Annotated in this window: 19 protein-coding genes; 10 read left to right on the top strand and 9 right to left on the bottom strand. The window is 54.0% G+C overall.

Annotation, left to right across the window (positions count from 1 at the left end):
- Positions 1-113 precede the first annotated feature (113 nt).
- Positions 114-1,820: a flavin monoamine oxidase family protein gene (locus tag BXP70_RS02125; protein WP_086592348.1), complete on the bottom strand. Its 1,707-nt coding sequence runs from the start codon at positions 1,818-1,820 to the stop codon at positions 114-116.
- Positions 1,821-2,151: 331 nt separating this feature from the next.
- On the opposite strand from BXP70_RS02125, the gene BXP70_RS02130 reads away from it, so the two are divergent.
- The gene (locus tag BXP70_RS02130; RefSeq protein WP_086592349.1) at positions 2,152-2,712 is read left to right on the top strand and encodes a glycosyl-4,4'-diaponeurosporenoate acyltransferase CrtO family protein; all 561 of its coding nucleotides are present in this window, start codon (positions 2,152-2,154) and stop codon (positions 2,710-2,712) included.
- Between the two features lie 114 nt (positions 2,713-2,826).
- Here BXP70_RS02130 and BXP70_RS02135 read toward each other — a convergent pair whose 3' ends face one another.
- Positions 2,827-3,285 carry a CHRD domain-containing protein gene (locus tag BXP70_RS02135; RefSeq protein ID WP_086592350.1) on the bottom strand — a complete coding sequence of 153 codons (459 nt, stop codon included), beginning with the start codon at positions 3,283-3,285 and terminating at the stop codon, positions 2,827-2,829.
- 311 nt (positions 3,286-3,596) lie between these two features.
- Between BXP70_RS02135 and BXP70_RS02140 the strand changes: the two genes are divergently transcribed.
- Positions 3,597-3,896: a hypothetical protein gene (locus BXP70_RS02140; protein WP_086592351.1), complete on the top strand. Its 300-nt coding sequence runs from the start codon at positions 3,597-3,599 to the stop codon at positions 3,894-3,896.
- An 831-nt stretch (positions 3,897-4,727) separates the two neighbouring features.
- Here the strand turns inward: BXP70_RS02140 and BXP70_RS02145 are convergent.
- Both BXP70_RS02145 and BXP70_RS29335 read right to left on the bottom strand, forming a co-directional pair.
- A complete protein-coding gene (locus BXP70_RS02145; protein WP_086592352.1) occupies positions 4,728-5,228 on the bottom strand; it encodes a hypothetical protein in 501 nt (166 codons plus the stop codon).
- Between the two features lie 388 nt (positions 5,229-5,616).
- The gene (locus tag BXP70_RS29335; RefSeq protein WP_143436340.1) at positions 5,617-5,901 is read right to left on the bottom strand and encodes a hypothetical protein; all 285 of its coding nucleotides are present in this window, start codon (positions 5,899-5,901) and stop codon (positions 5,617-5,619) included.
- A gap of 354 nt (positions 5,902-6,255) precedes the next feature.
- Here BXP70_RS29335 and BXP70_RS02150 point away from each other — a divergent pair, with 354 nt between their 5' ends.
- The 3 genes from BXP70_RS02150 (at position 6,256) to BXP70_RS02160 (ending at position 9,271) form a co-directional block, all read left to right on the top strand.
- On the top strand, positions 6,256-7,815 hold the full coding sequence (locus tag BXP70_RS02150; RefSeq protein ID WP_086592353.1) for a DUF2079 domain-containing protein: 1,560 nt from the start codon (positions 6,256-6,258) through the stop codon (positions 7,813-7,815).
- Positions 7,816-7,931: 116 nt separating this feature from the next.
- Positions 7,932-8,609 (top strand): RibD family protein, encoded by a 678-nt coding sequence (locus tag BXP70_RS02155; protein WP_086592354.1) that lies wholly within the window; start codon positions 7,932-7,934, stop codon positions 8,607-8,609.
- 62 nt (positions 8,610-8,671) lie between these two features.
- A complete protein-coding gene (locus BXP70_RS02160) occupies positions 8,672-9,271 on the top strand; it encodes a carboxymuconolactone decarboxylase family protein (RefSeq protein ID WP_086592355.1) in 600 nt (199 codons plus the stop codon).
- A 77-nt stretch (positions 9,272-9,348) separates the two neighbouring features.
- Here the strand turns inward: BXP70_RS02160 and BXP70_RS02165 are convergent, their stop codons facing one another.
- From BXP70_RS02165 to BXP70_RS02180, 4 genes are all read right to left on the bottom strand, one after another.
- Complete coding sequence (locus BXP70_RS02165) at positions 9,349-9,666, bottom strand: hypothetical protein (protein WP_143436341.1); 318 nt, start codon at positions 9,664-9,666, stop codon at positions 9,349-9,351.
- A gap of 247 nt (positions 9,667-9,913) precedes the next feature.
- Positions 9,914-10,315, bottom strand: coding sequence for a nuclear transport factor 2 family protein (locus tag BXP70_RS02170; protein WP_086592357.1), 402 nt, complete (start codon positions 10,313-10,315; stop codon positions 9,914-9,916).
- A 110-nt stretch (positions 10,316-10,425) separates the two neighbouring features.
- Complete coding sequence (locus tag BXP70_RS02175) at positions 10,426-10,848, bottom strand: hypothetical protein (protein WP_086592358.1); 423 nt, start codon at positions 10,846-10,848, stop codon at positions 10,426-10,428.
- A 217-nt stretch (positions 10,849-11,065) separates the two neighbouring features.
- Entirely contained in the window at positions 11,066-11,470 is a 405-nt protein-coding gene (locus tag BXP70_RS02180) for a nuclear transport factor 2 family protein (protein ID WP_086592359.1), read from the bottom strand.
- Positions 11,471-11,831: 361 nt separating this feature from the next.
- On the opposite strand from BXP70_RS02180, the gene BXP70_RS02185 reads away from it, so the two are divergent.
- Positions 11,832-13,136 carry a TPM domain-containing protein gene (locus BXP70_RS02185; RefSeq protein WP_086592360.1) on the top strand — a complete coding sequence of 435 codons (1,305 nt, stop codon included), beginning with the start codon at positions 11,832-11,834 and terminating at the stop codon, positions 13,134-13,136.
- Between the two features lie 85 nt (positions 13,137-13,221).
- On the opposite strand, the gene BXP70_RS02190 is transcribed toward BXP70_RS02185, so the two are convergent.
- The gene (locus BXP70_RS02190; RefSeq protein WP_086592361.1) at positions 13,222-13,848 is read right to left on the bottom strand and encodes a YhcH/YjgK/YiaL family protein; all 627 of its coding nucleotides are present in this window, start codon (positions 13,846-13,848) and stop codon (positions 13,222-13,224) included.
- 204 nt (positions 13,849-14,052) lie between these two features.
- Here BXP70_RS02190 and BXP70_RS02195 point away from each other — a divergent pair, with 204 nt between their 5' ends.
- The 4 genes from BXP70_RS02195 (at position 14,053) to BXP70_RS02210 (ending at position 17,187) form a co-directional block, all read left to right on the top strand.
- Entirely contained in the window at positions 14,053-14,490 is a 438-nt protein-coding gene (locus BXP70_RS02195; protein ID WP_086592362.1) for a hypothetical protein, read from the top strand.
- A 482-nt stretch (positions 14,491-14,972) separates the two neighbouring features.
- Positions 14,973-15,266 carry a hypothetical protein gene (locus tag BXP70_RS02200; protein ID WP_086592363.1) on the top strand — a complete coding sequence of 98 codons (294 nt, stop codon included), beginning with the start codon at positions 14,973-14,975 and terminating at the stop codon, positions 15,264-15,266.
- Between the two features lie 104 nt (positions 15,267-15,370).
- Positions 15,371-15,910, top strand: a complete 540-nt coding sequence (locus BXP70_RS02205; RefSeq protein ID WP_086592364.1) for a DUF4136 domain-containing protein — start codon at positions 15,371-15,373, stop codon at positions 15,908-15,910.
- Between the two features lie 107 nt (positions 15,911-16,017).
- Positions 16,018-17,187, top strand: a complete 1,170-nt coding sequence (locus BXP70_RS02210) for a hypothetical protein (protein ID WP_245849432.1) — start codon at positions 16,018-16,020, stop codon at positions 17,185-17,187.
- Positions 17,188-17,663: the final 476 nt, after the last annotated feature.

The following is a 17,663-nucleotide window of genomic DNA, read 5'->3' on the forward strand; positions in this document are numbered from 1 at the left end:
GGGCTTCAGGCTCTACCCTCTAAACCGGTGCAGGCAATAACGAAAAGGCTTCTGTAACACGCAGAAGCCTTTTCTAATAACTCGTAAGCCTAGCACCTAGGTTTGGCCGCGTGCTATACCGCAGCCAACGCTTGCTCGCGCTGCCGCAGACGTTGCAGCAGGGCCACACCTTTGCCGCGCAGGGCAGCTTGCACGTCGTCGGCGGCCATGCGGCCGGTTTCGGCGGCGCCATTCATGAATCCTTGGTAGGAGGCGCTGCAATGCTCGCCGGCAAAAAACAGGTTGCCGACCGGCTTACGCTCCGCGCCCGCAATGGTGCTGTACTGACCCACGCGGTAGCAGGCGTAGCTTGCCAGCGTGTAGGGGTGCGTAGGCCAGTGGAAGCGCTCGGCTTTGCCGTTGTATTTAGCCTTAGTACCCGGCCACGCGGCATCCAGCACCGGCAAGAACTTACTGGCCTGCGACTCAGGCGTGCCGCTGCCCACGTCGAGGCCCGCTTGCCCACCTAGGTACACCGTGAAGGCCGATTGGGTAGTGGGCTGTAGCTGGCCACTATCCCAACCGCTTTGCGCCGCTTGGTCGGAAAATAGGTAGCCCGTGTAGCCGTTGGTGCGCCAGGGCCGGCCGTTGAAGCCCAGGAATAGCTTGGCGTTGGTGCCGTAGCCTAGGTTCTGGATGGCGTTGCGCTTCCAAACAGGTAAGGGCAAGCGCAGGTCCACGTTGCGCAGCACCGAGAATGGGACAGTCAGCACCACATAATCGGCCGCTACGGTGAGCTGCTTACCGCTGGCCTGCTCGAAGGTGAGTTGGTATTCGTTGCCGGCTTGGCTCAGCGCTACCAGCTTGTGCTGCAACGTCACTTGGCCGGGTAGCTGCTGGGCGAGGGTGTCGGTGAGCTGCTGGTTGCCGCCCTTGATCTTGTAGCGCTCGTCGCTTTCGCCAAAAATATCGAACGTCCCCTTGTGGGTATCCGCCGAAAACAGCCACAGGAAGTTGATCGACGACTGGTCGTTTACCTCGCGGCCGTACTCGGTGAGATACGCCACCTCCAGCAGCGTCCGAATCCAGCCGGTCATCCCAATCGAGTCGAAGTAGGCAGCAATGGAAAGCTGGTCGAGGCGGGCGGCCGCGGCGTTCATCTTCTCAAAGGTGATGGTGTTGTTGGGCAAGAAGCGAATATCGGCTTGAATCTGACGGGCGTAGGGCTGGAAGGCGGCAATGACCTCGGCCACGGTGTGCTGGTGCCCATTGAAGAAATAGGTATCCTTCTGGAGCACCGTTTCACTAGGCGACTCTACATCGTAGAGCGATAGGCCAAACTCCCGCACCAGTTGGAGCATGTCCTTGTGCCCGCTGTCGATGAACTCGCCCCCTAGCTCCGTGGTGAGGCCGGGCGCCATCAGGTTGCGAGCCGTGTAAATGCGGCCCCCGACGCGGTTGCTCGCTTCGTAAATGTGGGCCCGCAAGCCAGCTTTCTTGAGTTGATAGGCGCAGTTCAGCCCCGCCATTCCGGCGCCCACTATCACGATGCGTGCTTGCGAACCGTCCTTGCCGTCGAGGCTTTGCGAGGTTGCGAAGCTAGCGGCAGCGGGCGCTACGACGTCGGCTTCGCAGGCGGCTAGCAAGCCCCCGGCGCCGACCAAGAGACCTAGCTTGGCGGTGTTAGTAAGGAAGTCGCGGCGGCTCTGGCTGGTGGCTTGGTCGGCTAGCTCGTCGGCGGTTGGGGCACCGGGCTCGTTGGCAATCGTTGCCAGCTGAAAAGCCTGTTGGAGGGCGCGGAGGAATGGGGTGCGGGCTTTCGTAGTAAAAGGTAGTTTCATACGCGACTATTTTGGGTGGAAGAAATAGGTAGTTGCGGGCCGCTGATTATGCTTTTTTCCTGAAGTTTATCTTTTGTAAATACTGACTGACAGCAGCTTACATCAATTTATAATTCTTGCACAATTATACCTAGCTTCTCTGCGCTTAGGAAGGCGGTGTAAGAATAGCGCACCGACAAGTAGCGTTTAGAGAGTGTTGTAGTTGCCGTTGTTGCTTTACTTGGCGTGGGTTTAGGCTTGCAGCCTATTCAGTATGCTGGCAGTTCCAAGAAGTAGAAAGTTCGCTTGGCGGCGTCGGGCTGTCTAGTAGTGGTAACCCTAGCTCATGCTTATGCTAGTGCCTGATTCTAAGCCTACTCGACCTTCTCCGCTCCTGCTAGGGCTCTACAATGCTGTCCCAAACGTGTTGTGGTCGGCACTGAGCCTGGTACCGCTTTGCCTCTTTTGCTACCAGCATGTAGAGCGGCCTTGGCTTTACGGTTTTTTGGTCGTTAGCCTGCTTGGCTACGCGTTACCAGTTTCGCGGTTCCGGCACTTCCAATTGAGCCCTAGGGCGGCGACTTACCAACGGTTGGGCGTGCCGGCACTCAACCGCTTCACCCAGCACGGCGACATCATCAACGAACTGATCCGGCGCAAGTATCCGCAGTACCGGCACGTACGCACCCGCGCTGCGTTAGCCAGCTTTGCGCGCGCCACCTACTACCAGGAGCAGTTCCATTTGGTGATGTTCGTGTTCTTTTTGCTGGTCAGCGGCTACGCGTTGGTTCATGGGTACCTAGGTTGGGCGGCGCTCCTGGTCTTTCTCAACATCCTCTACAACGTGTACCCGATGTGGCTACAGCAGTACCTACGGATTCGCTTGGCTAGGGCACCAAAGTCTGCGAGATAAGCTGCGTGCTTCCGTTTGCCCCGCCCGTAGCGTGCGTACCAAAACAGCAACGGTCCCCTACCTAGGTAAGGGACCGTTGCTGTTTCATAAATTCCGTCGCGCGTGGCGCAGGCGTTATTTCTTCACAATGTTGCCCCGGATTTCACCGCCCGGATACGCGGGCGTGTGAAAGTTGGCGTAGAAACCGCCACTGAGTAGCAAGTCTTCATCGGCCTGGGTGAAGGTAGCCGTGCCCGAGACGGGAGAAGTCAAGCTAGCAAATGGATACACGACCGGGCCATTGGTGCCGGGTGCACCCCGGTGCAAGTGGCCGGCCGTGGGCGTAAGGCCCTGGTAGGTTACGGTGTACGTCAGCACCTTGGTTGCCTTATCGTATACGCCGGTGAACGTGCCGGTAGCCGCAGACGGCGTGGCTGGAACCTCCTGCGCACCATTGATAGTGGCCGTCAGGTTCACCTTGGTGCTCGCCGGCGGATTGCCGATCAGAATAATCTCATCCAGCAATTCTTGGCACCCCGTAAAGGTCAGAGCAGCGGTAGCCAGCAGGGAAGCAGTGATTAGTTTTTTAAGCATTGCAGTTTTGTTTGAGTGGGTTGAAAAGGGAGAAGACTAACAGATTGGTGGTACTGAGAAGGCAAAGTCGCTTGCGCTGCTACAGGTTTTACAACCCATTGGCAACGCATCACTTAAGAAGCCTTTGCAGATTAACTGGACAAAAGAAAGGTATGTAAAAAGATCAAGTTTTAATCAAAATCATTATATTATATAATTTCTCCCCTGACTGCGCGAGTTTGGTGTGGGGCATCGGAATAAACTGGACTGTACTCTTAGAAGAAGACAACCACCAAGCTATCTTGTAGTGATCAGCTCCAAGATGCTCTCCTATGCTAGCAACTATTTCTCGTAACTTATTTACTCTCGCGGCAATTTTCCAACTTAGCCCGCTCACCAGCTTTGCGCAAGTCTCAACTACGCCGGCGCCGCGTTGGTATATTAAAGCTGCTCCTACACTTGCACTGCATTATTTTGCAGTCCAGGACTACGAAATAGGAGCTTACCTTATTGGCGGAACATTTAGTGGTGGATACTCTATTACGCCAAAGCTGACGTTGCAAACTGGCATACTCCACGGACGTGGAGGTTCACTGGACGACAATTTTTTCGATGATGGCACTCCTAAATAGGTAGCAGATAGCTACAAGGAAAGTGTTTGGAGTGTACCAACAGAGCTTCGTTACTCCTTCTCAGAACCGACTCGCCGGTTCCGGGTGGAGGGCATAGTTGGTGCTAGCGTTTATTCGGTTCGGCTAACTCATACCCATAACCAGCTCAACACGAATGTCAGTACTGATGGATGGTACCCAGTGACTTCGCACGCGAAGGATGTGAATGGCTTTATAAGCTTTGGCGTAGGCTTTGGCTATGCTGTCAATCCGCACCTCAATACTAACCTTGACCTATCATTTAACACCATTATGAGGCAGGTTGGCTATTACGGGGTTGGGCTAGGAGCAGGAACTGCTCTTGGAGTAGCGTATCGCTTTTGATGAGTATTCAACCAGCGTGCGTTCACGCCATGCCGCCGCTTGGCCACAAGCCAGCCGCTCCGCCCCGCGCTTGCTCAGCTTCTATAATGCGGTAGCGAATCTGATTGCTAAGCTTTACCAACCTAGGGTATCATCTCTACCCGATGAGGCAGCAACAACCCCTCCGGCTGCGGCTAGCGGCTTCTCTCCTAGCGCCAGACCAAGCCAACCTTACGAAACCCTGGCTATTGGAGGGGCTAGGTCTAATCGACACCATTTCCGCAAACCATGTAAAAAGGCTTCCGCGACGTGCAGAAGCCTTTTATAGATGTGGCTATTTGGTAGAGTATTACCCCTGGTACGGCTACTTGGTTAGATGTAGTGAGGGGCTAGCACGAATATGGGCGTATCCGCTTTGCAGTAATGCGCACCGGTTTCTTCGCGTATTGCTTGGTGAAGCTAGGTCGGTGAGCGGCCAGGAGTTCTGGCTTAGCGTGTAGCGGCCATGACCTCTGGAGCCGCATCTTGTTTGGGCAGGCGCGTCTTCACCTTCACGGTGCGGAGGACGACGGAGAATTGGGGGTTACTGTTCACCCGCACCATGTATCGATGCGTGCTTTTGCCAAGTTGCATCAGCACGACGTAATCACCAGCCTGCATGCTCGCGAAATCCAGGCACTTGCCGTAAGCGGGCGCGTCGAAGCGTTCGTAGAACAATGTTTGTCCTGTCGTTAGGCTAATTACACGCACGCGGTTCGACTGCTGCTCGGGGTTTTGGATGCGCAGCCGCAGGGTGGTATTGTCAGCCTTCGTTACCGTCACAGGGGATGTTTGCTGAGCCACGGCAGGCGTGGTCAGGCTGATGCTGCCGAGCAGCAGCAAGCCGAGCGCTGCTTGCCGTATGCGGCTAGCTAGGGAGTGAGAGGTGGGCCCGTCGGCGCGAGTGGCGGCGGGTGCGAAGGAGTGAGCGGAAGCAAGTACGTTTTTCATAGCGGTAAGGGTTAAGAAAGAAAGTGGCTGTGTTTAGTGCTTCGCAGATCCGAAAGCCGATTCCGAAGCAGCACCGCCGACCTAGCTTTGTTTGTAGCCTTTGCTCACTATCGAACAAATATTCGGCGGCGGTATGAGTAGATAGCCAACTCGCGTACCACAATTAGAAACTACTGAAATTCAGTTATTTACATAAAATCTTCCTTTATTATCCTATCTAAAAGTGTTCGATTACAGACCACATGTTCGGTTTTGATGCACATTGCCTAAGGTGGCTCTTACAGAGGACAGACTTGTGACAGCAGGCTAGCTTTTAGGTTAATCAGGAGCAATAAAAAAGGGCTTCCGTGCCGTGCGCGGAAGCCCTTTTGTTGATGTTTGACTACAGTTAGTGTCGACCGTGACCATGCCCCCGGCCGTGTCCATGTCCGTGTCCGTGGCCGTACTCGCGGGGAGCGTAATAAGCGGGCCCCGCCGGAACGAGTATTACTTGCCGCTTCTTGTACTTGGGAGCCTTGTGCACGTGCACGGGCCTCACCTCGTGTACTACCACGTATTGTGGCGGCGGGGCAGGCCGGCCGATGTTGATATTAATCTGCTGGGCGTGAGCTGGGGCGGTACCTAAAGCTAGGGCAGCTCCTGTTAGGAGCGCGGCGGTGAAGAAAACTTTCATTGGATGGGAGAAACAAAGGTGAAGAGAGCATCAGGAAATTCAAATATTAAGCCAGAGGAAGCTAAACGGCTTGCCCACAAGCAAAAGTATAGCAAGGCCATCCTGGTCGGTTTATCAGATCTATCCTGTCAAATCGGCTTGTGTCCCCATAGTGAATCGGCTAGCCCGTTGGCTTCTTTTCTGATTTAAAGGCATCTTGCCGGGAATAATTGCCCTCCCTCACATAATCTGCTTGGCAGGGCCATGTAAGGCCTATTCCTACTCGATCACACATCACTTATCAGTCGGTGGCGCTCTTACTCCTCTGCTTCCCGGAGGGTAAGTACAGGCGTTCTGACACCGTAGTTCTTCCTTATGTCTCTTTTGCTCCCTGGTACTTCCACCGCCCGGCGTTGGCGCACAATTCTGCTGCTGCTATTTGCCCTGGCTTATGGGTCTATTTCGCTGGTCAATCACTATAACTTTCGTACTGCAGCCCTTGACCTAGGTTTGATTGCGCAGGCCGTAGCCGATTTCGCTCACCTGCACTGGCCCCGTACTACCCTGCTGCTCGATGCCCCTCCCACTTCCTTCCTGGGGCAGCACTTCAGCCTTACTCCTATTTTGGCGGTGCCGCTCTATTATGTAGTCGGCGGAGCCTGGGCACTGTTGCTGGTGCAGATAGCGGCCTTACTGCTTGGGGCCTTGGGCGTGTGGCACTATGCCTATGCCCAAGGGGCAAGTCCCGGCGAAGCCAACTGGGCCCTCGTGCTCTTTGCTAGCCAGTGGGGAATTTTCTCAGCTTTAAGCTTTGATTATCACGACAATGTAGTGGGCACGATGGCGTTGCCTTGGCTGGCGCTCTGGGTAAAGCAGCGGCGTGTAGTGCCGGCCTTACTAGCTGCTTTGGTTATGCTAGTAAGCAAGGAGAACATGGCGCTCTGGCTGGTCTTTATACTCATGGGCCTAGCTTGGCAGCATGGGCGAAGCTACAAGGTAGCGGGGTGGCTAGGCGTAGGAGCCTTGTGCGCGCTGGGGTACTTTCTGGCAATAACGCATTATGTAATGCCAGCCCTAGATGCCACGCACCGCTCTTTCACCCAAGTGGTGCGCTACGCTCACCTAGGTCCTACCTTGGGCGCGGCCGTGAGCAACGTGCTGCTGCATCCGCCGTTGCTATGGGCAGCCCTGTTCCACAATACGCTTCCCGAGCCGGCATACGACTACATAAAAGCGGAGCTGTGGTTTGCGCTGCTTATCTCGGGCGGCTGGGCGCTAGTTTGGCGACCCTGGTATGCACTCATGCTGGTTCCTATTTTAGGTCAGAAACTGCTTTCCAACGAGTATGGCTTTTGGGGCATCAACATGCAGTATTCTATCGAGTTTGCCCCTGTGCTAGCCTTGGCAGTAGTCGATGCCCTCCGGCCACGTCAGCCAGCTCGTGCGGTGCAGGCCCCGCGACCCGGCAGAAAAAATTTGCAACGCCAAGCGCAAATGGCGGCCTTGATGGGCGCTATTGTCTTTTCCCTCGTCACCTTCTGCGACCGGTACAGCAAGTGGTATAATCTACTCAATAACAACCCGTTGGTATCAGCGCATTACCAAAGTCCGTACCCCGACCGGGCGGGCCTGTCTGTAGCCTTGTCTCAGGTAGAAGCAGGTTTGCCGCTGAGTGCTACTTCCTGCCTGGTGCCGCACCTACTCGATCGGCATGATACTTTTCTTTTTCCGGTGTTGCGCACAGCCCGACTAGTGGCGCTCTTGCGCGAGCCTACCGAGCAAGCCGCTTGGCCCCTCAGTCCTGATCAGGCAAGGCAGGCCTTACAACAACTCCAAAAAGATCCGAACTATCGTACCCTCTACGAAGACCCTCAGCTTGTTGTACTAGCTCGAAATTTTACTCCCGCCGATTCGACGGCCATCTGGAAGCCATGAGGGTAGCAGTAGCGCCCCTACTGTATTAGTACTGCTAGTGGTATTATAACGTAGGAGCGGGAAGACCGTACGTAGCGTTTTGCTCCCGCAACGCCATCCTCAACCAACCTAGCTTTATGAAACCTCGGGTGATTTGCCACATGATGAGTTCCTTGGACGGCCGCATTATTACCAGCCGCTGGGGCACCACGCCCAACACCAAAGAGTACGAAAACACCGCGGCCACCATCGACTCGCAAGCGTGGATGTGTGGCCGCGTAACCATGGAAAAGGATTTTACCGAAGGCCTAGCTCCCGACTTGCAGCCCGTTGCTGAGCCCCTTGACCGCTCAGACTTCGTGGCAGAGCACAGCGCCGAATCATTCGTGGTAGCGGTAGATGCGCACGGCAAGCTCGGCTGGGAATCGGCCTACATCGACGAGGAGCATATCATTGCTGTGCTCACCGAGAAAGTCAGCGACGAATACCTAGCATACCTGCGCCGGGTGGGCGTATCCTACGTGTTCGGCGGCGCCCAGGAGCTCGATTTCGCGCTGGTGCTAGACAAGCTAGGTCGCCTTTTTCCCATCCAGACTATTTTGCTGGAAGGTGGTGGCCACATTAATGGGTCTTTGCTCAAGGCTGGACTGGTAGATGAGCTGAGCCTGCTGCATTACCCCGTAGTAGACGGCGACCCTAGCTCCCCCACCATTTTTGAGCAAGGCAACGCGCCGGCTCGGCCATTTACCTTGCTTAGCGTAGAGCAGCGACCAGAAGGGATTCTGTGGGTACGCTACCAAGCCGCGCAACGCTAAGCCAGCGCAGGACTACTACCCGTGCGGCAAGCGAGTTCTCACCTTACTTTATCACCTTCTTTATGATACCTGCGGACAACACCCTGGGCGGCCGCATTCCGTTGCTCGCCCCCGAGGACCTTTCTTCCGACCAGCAAACGTTGTACACCCAACTCAAAGCCACGATGGTGCCATGGGCCAAGAAATCGGGGTTTCAAGCCGAAACGTCAGACGAAAAACTGATTGGACCTTTCAATGCCCTGTTACGCAGCCCCCTGATCAGCAAAGCCCTGATGGAAGTGACGGCGGCGGAAGGCGCGCATACCGCGCTAAGTGAGAAAGTGCGTCAGGTGGTTATTCTGACTGTGGGTGTAGCTTGGCAAGCAGCGTATGAGCTATATGCCCACGTAGCAGTGGCGGAAAAGGCCGGAATCGATGAGCCTAAAATTCAATTACTAGCGGCCGGACAGAAGCCCGACGGCTTGTCGATAGAGGAAGACGTAGCCTACGACTTCACGCATCAGCTCACTACAACGCACCAAATTGACCCGGCACTGTATGAGCGCGCCTTGGTAGCTTTTGGGGAGAAAGGCCTTGTCGATTTGATATGTTTGGCCGGGCAGTACATGACTATCAGCGGTTTGCTCAACACCTTCGCAGTGCCGGCGCCGCAGGCGCAATAACTGATTTGTCAAGACTGGCGAGGCGGCTACGAGGTAGTGGCCGCCTCGCCCATGACAGACGCTAATGGCAAAATTATCTAGGGGCGCTTTTTTTGTGACGGCGCGGTCCGGCGGCCTGGGGCGGAGCTAGAGAGCGTATCAACCGGACCAGCAGTCACTTTGCCGCTCGGAATATAGGGCTGGGGCAACACACCATTGGGGCGCACTTGCGTGGGCATCGGCAGCGGTTCGGCTTTTCCCTGCCCTACGCCGTTGGGAAGCGTTACGCCGGGCAGCGGGCTCACGCGCTCCGTGGGGTTCCGCTGCGTGGGCGTGACCGGGGCATTGTTCTGGGCGTGGGCGGCACCAGCAACGAAGCCCATCAGCAGCAAGGATAGTGAGAGAGGGCGCAACATGGGCTTACAAAGGATAGGGCTGAGCGGAATAACACCGTTGCCTTACGGCCCGCCCACCTAGGTACAGAGTAGGCACGCAGCGCCGCCGAACGGTACTATACTGCGTACGGGGAGCAGCAAGCCTGAGTTCAGCCAAATACGGTACACCTACCCACGAAACCGCCTCGCAGCAGAGCTACGAGGCGGCCACTTATGCTTGTCGGGTAGCGTGCGTGTTTGCCAGCTCACCAGTAAGCTAGCTTTTCAGCTAAAACGTATCGAAGCAAGGATACCGCCGCTGCCGGTAGATTTTTCCGTCTTTAAACTCAAAGATCAGGCAAAGCTGCGCGGAAAGACGCTGGCCGCGAACTGCGGGCAGCTTATCGTTCGTCACCGTTGCCTGCCAGCGACCTTCCACTTGCACACTCCCATCGGCATACACCCGGGTGTGTTGCACCTCGAAGCTAGGGTCGCGGAGTAGCTCTCGGCCCACTCGCACATTGGTAATAATGTCGTTGAAAGAACGGTGCTGAGTGGTTTTAAAAAGCGGATTAGGAAACTCTACTTGCTCTACCTCTGGGTGCAGCACGGTGGCGTAGGCAGCAGGATCGACACTAAAATTCTGAATCAGCTGAAAATACTCTTCAAGTACAGCGAGTGGATCGTTCATAAAAAGAAAAAAGCGGAAGTGGTATTCGGTGTAAAAGAGAAAAAACCTAGGTCCTTGCAGTGGCTAGCCCGTGTTTGTAAGTGCAACTAAGCATTCCACCTTAGCGGCTATTAGTATGAGAAGCTAGGTTGTTGCAGCAGCCATTGTACTGCTTCGGCTTCGGCATCGAACGAGCGGTAAATCAGCGGCATGCCTTGTACGTGCGTGGTGATATAAGCCGTAGCCAGGCGCACGAGCACCTCGCGCGACACAACTACGGCGCCGTACCGGTAGCCCCCCTGCTGCACGGCTTGGGGCAGCCACTCTTTCGCTACCCAGTTTTGCTCTTGCGCCGAGAAGGGCCGCATGCCTACTTGATTTATCAAAATTCGGCTCCAGCCGTAGCGCTGCAGGGCACGTTGCATCTGCGTGAACAATGTCCGCGTGTCGTCGAAGCTACGCGGTTGGCCGTGCCAGTTAGCTCGCAAAAATCCGGCAGGGTCTTCCACCAGTTGGCCTGCGACATTCTGAAAGTAAATCTTCGGTACGATCATGTTCCTTCTGTCCGACAAAGATACCGCTTCGCCGGGGGCAGAGTTTCATCAAAGTGCATCCTAATAGGTAAGATGTACTTTCAGATTTCTCTACCAATCTGTATATAAGCAAATTACTTCGCGCTCTGGCTCCCACAATGTAGCCAAGGCGCGAAGTAACTTGTGGTACGTGCCCTGCCTGCCCAACTCAGAAAGTTGCGAGCGTAACCGAACGGTCCTACGCCTGGTCGTAGCAGATATACTGGCGCTGGCGGTAGATTTTTCCATCGGCCAACTCAAAGATGGAGCAGATCTGAGCACCTAGGCGTTGTCCCCGCGTTACCGGGCCTAGGTCGTTGGTGTAGGTAGCTTCCCAGCGGCCTTCTATCATCACGCTGGCATCTGTGCTTGAAGGCATAATGCGCTGCAGCTCGTAGTGGGTATCGCGCAGTAGCTCCCGACCAGCACGTAGGTTGTCGATGATCTCCTCGAAGTTGCGACGCTGAACGACTTTGTTAAATAGATTCGGAAATTCTACTTGTTCTACTTGGGGGTGCAGCACTTCAGCGTAAGCCGCTGAATTTATGGTAAGATGCTGGGCAAGATTGAAGTAGGCAGTAATTACGTCAAGGTACTCGCTCATAGCTGGGCAATAGGGTGAAAACAGAGTTAAAGGTACGCGCCGGGGCTACTTATTCCTCTTTCTTCCTCACAGATTCTTCTTCATAAACCCTCACGTAAACTGACTTATAAAGTGGATGTTTTGGCTTACTATAATCAACCTAACGCATTCCTAACGGCTTAGGGATATCAGAACGTATATACAGTACTGCTTCTATTCAAAATTAATAGCAGACCATAGCCTCAGGGGTAGCGAACTAGCTTTCTAGACCGCAGCAAACGAAAGTACCCTGCTGTACGGAAAGAAAGCATAGCCACTTGAGTGTGAGAAGCGTAAAAGGCCAACAGAATAGGGTTTTCTCTCTCACCTTACCTTTTTTGCAATGCCTCGTTTCCTGTTTACTTTGCTGTTGCTGGTAGCAGCCACCCTAGGTGCACCAGCCACCTGGGCCCAGTCTGCCACCAAGGGGCTACCCGCCCGCCCATCTCCTTTTCGCTTCGTAACCGATGAAGCAAACTTGCTGAGCGCCGCCGACGCCAAAACGCTGGAAAGCGGCCTACGGCGCTACGCCGACAACACAGGGACTCAGATCGTCGTCGTGACGGTGCCCACGCTTGGAGGCCGCGAAGTAGCCGACTATGCCCGCGCCCTGGGTGAATCGTGGGGCGTAGGCCAACGTGACAAAAACAATGGGGTCGTGCTGCTGCTGGCGGGCCAAGAGCACAAGGTGTCTATCCAAGCCGGCTCCGGGCTACGCGACCGGCTCACGCCGGCTGTTATTTCGCGCGTCATCAACGAGAAAATGACTCCTAGCTTCAAGCAAGGCAATTATTTTGCGGGGTTACGGTCGGGGCTGAATACGCTGATGGCTGCTACCGATCCTAATCCTAAGAAAGATCAATCTCAGACTAGCGCTGCTACCGCCGCTACGGGAGCCGCTGCTAGCAGCGAAGATGTAAGCAGCAACCTAGCTACTACTCCCGCTCAACCAGAAACGGCGCCCTACTCACCAACGGCTAACGCTAGTGATGTGAGTAGCCCTACGCCTTCGGCTGGCCTCGGCATAGGTACGCTATTGATTGGTGCTCTGGTTGTTGGCGGAGTTATCTGGTTTTTAGTGCGCATGTTTCGTCGGCGTGCTGGTACCACACCAACGGGAGAATCGCCTAGCTTCTATCCAAACAGCCCTGGTAATCAAAACCAAGGCGGCAACTACAACCGTGGCCCTATGGGACCACAGGGCAATGGCTCAGCACCCAACTTCTACCCAAACCAACCCGGCAACATGGGTGGCATGGGTAACATGGGCGGTGGTGGTAGCGGCATTGGGGGCATTCTGGCCACGGGCGCTGCCGCCGCGGCAGGTGCTTACATAGGAAACCGCATGGCTTCCGGCGGCCACGACACCACGGGCAGCGGCCTCTCGGAAGCTGGCCTAGGTGGCGCTGCTGGCAACCTTACCCCACCCACCAACTACAGCGGCACTCCCTCCGGCGAGTTTCCAGCCCTTGGCGGCACCGGTAACAATGACAGCGGTACCGAGCCCGATTACTTTTCCAATGATGCCGGCTCTGATGATTCGGGCGACTATTTCGCGGCCGACGACAATTCCTACAACGATACGTCGTCGGACGATGTTGGGGGCGGAGGCTTTGATGATAATGACGATAACAGCGGTTCGTGGTAAGTATCACGAAATTCATACGACCCACAACGCAACGGCCGCTAGCAATGCTAGCGGCCGTTGCGTTGTGGGTCGTATCCGTTGGGGCCTAGGTGCCTGCCACCCGAATCTTGAAGACCACTTTTTTCACGACGTCGTAGCCCTCTACTTTAATGGAAGGCCGGTGCCCATTCTCAGGGAAAAACAAGTAGAAAGTACCTGGTTCTGCTACGTAATATTTGCCGGTACTTCCACTGTAGTGGGCCACATCCTTGGTGTCGTTGTAAGGATCGGTCACGGTGAGCTTGGGCAAAGCTTCCACGCCCATCTTTTCCTTGCCCCGCACGATGTATTGCAAGTCAATGTACTTCTTATGCGATTCCCACTGGGTTTTATCGAATTCCTTAGACGTAGGCTCCGTTACTGATAGAGTCAGTTGGTCGCCATCAATCTTGGACGAGCCATTGGGCAGCGCCGCTAGGTCGTGGTCGCGCATGTAAGCAAATGCCTCGTCCCAGATGGCTTTGTTGGCCTGGTATTGCTTGGCAAACGCCACGGCGTCCACGTCTGGGTACACATCGAGCTTCAATCCGTTTTTCCAGGTTCCACCTTTTACCCATTGTTCGGCACGTTTGGGCGTCCACTCGCCACCCGAAGTCGCGACCTTTGAAGAGCAGGAAAACAGAAGGAGCGACGCGAGCAGTGCTGGAAGCGGTTTTAAGCCGTAGTGGTTCATAGAGGACTAATGGAGGTAGGTAGTACCCGTAAAAGTAGCCAGTCAGAACTTATTTGTTACCTTCTTTACCTCAACCAGAAAAACGAATACAGCGGCTTGGCCGGTAGCTCACTCGGCAGCTACTTTGCTTAGCTAGGTTGGCTACAACCTGCGCCTGCAAGCTGCGTAGAGCCTGTACAGCCCCCATGTAGTTGTGGCTTTTCCATGCCTGATCTTACCCTTGCTTCAGAGCCCTACGGAGCAGTATTATTCGCCCCAGAAGTGCCCTGCGTAATTATTCAGTGGCATACCTTCGCAAACCGGCAGCAGTTCCGCTCGCTCATGGACCGTGCGTTGGCAGCTTACCAAACTGAAATTGCTCAGCATCCGGCCCCTATAGGTTGGATAGCCGATTCGCGCCAGTTGAGCGCCCTTACCCCCGATGACCAAGCCTGGTGCGAAACCGATTGGAACCCTCGGGCCTATGCCGCTGGTGTACGCTACATCGGTATCGTAATTCCAGAGAGCATCTTCGGAAAAATTGCAGTGCAGCAATATGTTACGAACGTGCTGCACAACGACCACTATACATTCGAGACGCGTACCTTTTCGACGGTAAGCGAAACCAAGAAGTGGCTGAAGCAAATGCTACCTGTTGTTTAGAGCTAGCTTCGTTTTTTACATTGGAGTAGGTTTGTACCTAGCTTCCTGTGCGTTGTTTGGTGTATCGCCCCGCCGAAAGCAAAGCGAGTGCTTAACACCTAGCATAATCTCTCTGAATTTAGGATCTACCAATCTGCACCATGCAAGCAAGTTCTCTGCTTGTACTTAGGCTCAGTATGCAGGTTAGCTAAGAAGCTGTAAATGCTCAGGTCTTGCAAACAGCAGCCCCATCTAGCACCTCAACAGTGGTTGAATAATATATTTATTATATTTTTTATATCCCTTGCTCAGGTTTCATGAGCGCCTTATATCTCTTTTATCCTATTAACTAACAACTACTTACAACGCAATCTTCATCCAGCTAGACGAATGAGTAGCTTGTCAGAATACGCGTTGCTTCTAGCCATGCAACTATTTCGTACGCATTAAGTACAAAATATTATTCGTATCTTACCATAAGATAAACATATACCAGCACCTATATGACTCCCAGCCTTTTTTTCAACGAGCGTGAATCTTCAACCTTAGTTGAGCAGTATCAGAACCAAGATTACCATCAGTTTTCCTACACAATCATTCGAAAGACGCTCGAAACTAAGAACTACGATAAGCACGAGCCGCTGATTGTGAACACCCTGATGGAGATAATGAACAACGTACTTGACAACTTCAAGCAACTTGAAGCTGATCCAGAAGCCATTCTTAAGCTCTCCGACGGTTTGTACAAACTCCTGCTGCAAGTAGAATGCGTTGAAGCAAACCCGTTGGCTAACTAAGCACGGCTAGCAAACGCCGCTATAACGAAACTAATCAGCAGCGCGTTAGGCTTTAGAGAGAACCTAGCTTTCCTAGGATTCTTTCACCAGCCTTGCTAACTGCTATGAAAAAAGCGTTGCTTTTGCTCCCGCTGCTGTTAGCAGCCTGCTCACCCACCCGCGTAATCTCCACCGATGCTCAAGCTGGCGTAGATTTTACCACTTATAAGACTTACAATTTCTTGGATGTTACGGCGCGTAGTGAAGCCACTCTTCCAGGGCCTGGCGGGGTTACCTACCAGTTGAAAGAAGCTGTAGCCGCGCAGCTCCAACGCCGGGGCTACCGCCAAGCCGCTCAACCCGACATGTGGGTAAATATTGGCGTGGTCGTGCAAGACCGGGTGCAAACTCGCCAGACTGATATCCGTGATGCCCCACGCTACATCGGTCAGCGTAACTATCACTGGCAGAGCCAGGAGGTAGTGGTAAACCAATACGAAGAAGGAACGGCGACGGTAGAGCTGGTAGATGCTGCCCGCAATGAGCGGGTTTGGAGCGGCGCAGTTGCCAGCACCATCACCCGAAACAGTGACAAACTAGAAAAGCGCATTGAGCAAGCAATGGAATCGTTGTTTGCCCGCTACCCCGTACCACCTAAGCAATAGTTGAGTCATGCTTCGCGCCATAAAAGTTGCTTTAGGGTGGCACTAGTACCTAGTAGCCGTGTGTTGTACAGTAGTTCACACGTGGTTATCCTAGGCAGCCGTATCAATTGAACACCAACCTATTAAAGCAATTCTTTAGTCGCCTACCAGTAGGCGAGTTTGTAGCGGGCGCTAGGTTACGAGGAGGCTCTTGGCTCTTGTTGGTCGTAGCCGCAGTAGGGTTAGGCGCTGCTAGCCACCCAAGTGGTCGAGAACCCATTGTATTACGTAGCACACCCCTCGCATTTACCCCCCGCGAGTTCTACATCGCCGACGTCGTTGATGAACGACACGACCGAACAGCAGTTGCCTATCTATTACCAACTCCGCTCCCGGCCAGTACACCTACACCATACCCTAGCGATTTGCAAGGAGGCGCCCGCACTGCCATTCAGCAATTCATTCGGCAGAGCCTCCCCACTGATAAAAGTCTGCGGCCGCTCACAATTCGGGTACAGGAGTACCACGTTACCGAAGCACTTTTACCCGGTTCCAAAGCGCAGGTGGAAGGCCGGGTAGTGCTGGCGATGCATTTTGAGTGGGAGCGCAACGGCAAAACAATCCCGTTGACAGACTACCGGGGCACGGCCCGCTATGTACGTCCAGCGCAGCAGCCCATAGAAACTGCGGCAGTGTTGCGCCAATCATTGGTAACAGGCCTGACTTATCTGAATACATGGATCAACCAAGAAGCCTCGCGCAGCAGTAAGCTAGCAACCAACCTCAAGCTAGCTCTTTCGGATTATACCCAAAATACCGAAGATGACACCATCTTTTATGATCCGGCGCGACCACTGACGTGGGCTGACTTCCGAGGGGCTCCTCGCCCAGGGAAAGCCGCCGCAGTGGTTTACTCAAGCTTTGCTTATCAAGGCCTCCCTACCATTGACAAGGGGCAAGTGCACTTGAACCTTAGTCTTAAGGTATTTGTCGTTCGTAGCTCCTCTTGGGTAGCGCCGACGGGCCGCGACGCCTACAACCTCAACCATGAACAGCGGCATTTTGATATTGTGAAGCTAGTAGTAGAACGTTTCAAGCATCGCGTAAAAAACGATCCGCTCATCAATGTTGATTACTATCAGGGCAACTTGCAGTACCAATACCTGCAATCCTTCCGGGAAATGAACCGCTTACAGGATCAGTACGACGCAGAGACGCATGGTAACCCCATGGCGCAGGAACGCTGGAATCGTACTATCGATGATGAGCTACGTGCGTTGGGGGTAAAAGCCAAGTGATAAACTATCGTAACCTAGCTTTTACCCTCAATGCAACTTGGCCTTTACTTGCTCAGCGAGGTATGCCGACGCCGCTGCACCGGTGTGGTATGGCGCCGCTTGCTAGCTGACCGTTTGAACAGCCGTCGCTTGTGATGCCGACGCCGTGAACCCCTGTACACCTTATAGCTAGGACGATGTACGTACACTCGGCCTTTCGCTTTTGCACGTGCATAAGGTGTTCCTGGGCCAGCTTGTAGTCCTTGTGGCACAAGTAATAACAAAAAGAAGAATACAAGCAGAATCTTATGCATATTGAAGGAAGTAGGATTTTGAGCTTAACGCAAAAGCTATACCCAACCCAGTTGAATACTCACCGCATTCTCCTGATTCCTCTGTTATCACCGAGTATTTATGTCCGAAGTAGTTGAAGGAGCAACCCAGGATTGCTCATTGATGCATGGCTACTCTAGAAAAATAAACTACATCATACAAAA

The organism is Hymenobacter crusticola (assembly GCF_002154225.1).
Taxonomy (GTDB): Bacteria; Bacteroidota; Bacteroidia; order Cytophagales; family Hymenobacteraceae; genus Hymenobacter; species Hymenobacter crusticola.

What these genes read in the sequence shown, in the direction of transcription:
- BXP70_RS02125 (WP_086592348.1), bottom strand. Translation starts at nt 1,820, where the DNA reads ATGAAACTACCTTTTACTACGAAAGCCCGCACCCCATTCCTCCGCGCC.
- BXP70_RS02130 (WP_086592349.1), top strand. Translation starts at nt 2,152, where the DNA reads ATGCTAGTGCCTGATTCTAAGCCTACTCGACCTTCTCCGCTCCTGCTA.
- BXP70_RS02135 (WP_086592350.1), bottom strand. Translation starts at nt 3,285, where the DNA reads ATGCTTAAAAAACTAATCACTGCTTCCCTGCTGGCTACCGCTGCTCTG.
- BXP70_RS02140 (WP_086592351.1), top strand. Translation starts at nt 3,597, where the DNA reads ATGCTAGCAACTATTTCTCGTAACTTATTTACTCTCGCGGCAATTTTC.
- BXP70_RS02145 (WP_086592352.1), bottom strand. Translation starts at nt 5,228, where the DNA reads ATGAAAAACGTACTTGCTTCCGCTCACTCCTTCGCACCCGCCGCCACT.
- BXP70_RS29335 (WP_143436340.1), bottom strand. Translation starts at nt 5,901, where the DNA reads ATGAAAGTTTTCTTCACCGCCGCGCTCCTAACAGGAGCTGCCCTAGCT.
- BXP70_RS02150 (WP_086592353.1), top strand. Translation starts at nt 6,256, where the DNA reads ATGTCTCTTTTGCTCCCTGGTACTTCCACCGCCCGGCGTTGGCGCACA.
- BXP70_RS02155 (WP_086592354.1), top strand. Translation starts at nt 7,932, where the DNA reads ATGAAACCTCGGGTGATTTGCCACATGATGAGTTCCTTGGACGGCCGC.
- BXP70_RS02160 (WP_086592355.1), top strand. Translation starts at nt 8,672, where the DNA reads ATGATACCTGCGGACAACACCCTGGGCGGCCGCATTCCGTTGCTCGCC.
- BXP70_RS02165 (WP_143436341.1), bottom strand. Translation starts at nt 9,666, where the DNA reads ATGTTGCGCCCTCTCTCACTATCCTTGCTGCTGATGGGCTTCGTTGCT.
- BXP70_RS02170 (WP_086592357.1), bottom strand. Translation starts at nt 10,315, where the DNA reads ATGAACGATCCACTCGCTGTACTTGAAGAGTATTTTCAGCTGATTCAG.
- BXP70_RS02175 (WP_086592358.1), bottom strand. Translation starts at nt 10,848, where the DNA reads ATGATCGTACCGAAGATTTACTTTCAGAATGTCGCAGGCCAACTGGTG.
- BXP70_RS02180 (WP_086592359.1), bottom strand. Translation starts at nt 11,470, where the DNA reads ATGAGCGAGTACCTTGACGTAATTACTGCCTACTTCAATCTTGCCCAG.
- BXP70_RS02185 (WP_086592360.1), top strand. Translation starts at nt 11,832, where the DNA reads ATGCCTCGTTTCCTGTTTACTTTGCTGTTGCTGGTAGCAGCCACCCTA.
- BXP70_RS02190 (WP_086592361.1), bottom strand. Translation starts at nt 13,848, where the DNA reads ATGAACCACTACGGCTTAAAACCGCTTCCAGCACTGCTCGCGTCGCTC.
- BXP70_RS02195 (WP_086592362.1), top strand. Translation starts at nt 14,053, where the DNA reads ATGCCTGATCTTACCCTTGCTTCAGAGCCCTACGGAGCAGTATTATTC.
- BXP70_RS02200 (WP_086592363.1), top strand. Translation starts at nt 14,973, where the DNA reads ATGACTCCCAGCCTTTTTTTCAACGAGCGTGAATCTTCAACCTTAGTT.
- BXP70_RS02205 (WP_086592364.1), top strand. Translation starts at nt 15,371, where the DNA reads ATGAAAAAAGCGTTGCTTTTGCTCCCGCTGCTGTTAGCAGCCTGCTCA.